The sequence below is a fragment of the Micromonospora fiedleri genome, assembly GCF_016774385.1.
Taxonomy (GTDB): domain Bacteria; phylum Actinomycetota; class Actinomycetes; order Mycobacteriales; family Micromonosporaceae; genus Micromonospora; species Micromonospora gifhornensis.
This window is the reverse complement of the sequence record NZ_JAETXL010000048.1, coordinates 1-481: the sequence shown is the minus strand read 5'-3', so window position 1 is coordinate 481 and position 481 is coordinate 1. Positions and strand designations below refer to the sequence as shown.

The 481-nt window shown below is 70.7% G+C and carries 1 protein-coding gene; it reads left to right on the top strand.

Features of this window, described 5'->3' with window-relative positions:
* Window positions 1-167 precede the first annotated feature (167 nt).
* Window positions 168-481: FAD-dependent thymidylate synthase (locus JMF97_RS30575; protein ID WP_203224672.1), on the top strand; the 314-nt coding region annotated here is incomplete at its 3' end.

Sequence of the window (481 nt, the reverse complement as noted above, 5' to 3'; positions counted from 1 at the left end):
GGGGGCGGCGGCTTGGGGGCGACGGGCGAGAGGTGGCGTGTAGTGGTAGCGTGTGGGGGGAGGCGCAGTCGGGGAGGGGGTAAGGGAGGGGTGGGGGGGGGGGAGGGGGGGCAGGGGGGTGGGGGGGGGGTGGGGAGGGGTGGGGTTAGAGTCGCGGAATGCCGGAGATGGTGCAGCCCCAGGTCAGGTTGATCGCGTGGACGCATTTTGAGCCGCCGCAGGACGTGCCGTGGTCGACGGACGCGGACGGCGGGCAGGCGCTCGCGGAGTTCGCCGGGCGGGCCTGTTACCAGAGCTGGAAGAAGCCGAACCCAGCCACCGCCACCAACGCCGGTTACCTCGCGCACATCCTGGAGGTCGGCCACCTCCCCGTTCTGGAGCACGGGTCGGCCAGCTTCTACTTCACCGGGGTGTCCCGTTCGTTCACTCACCACCTGATCCGGCCCCGGCACTTCTCCTACTCGCAGCTTTCCCAGCGGTA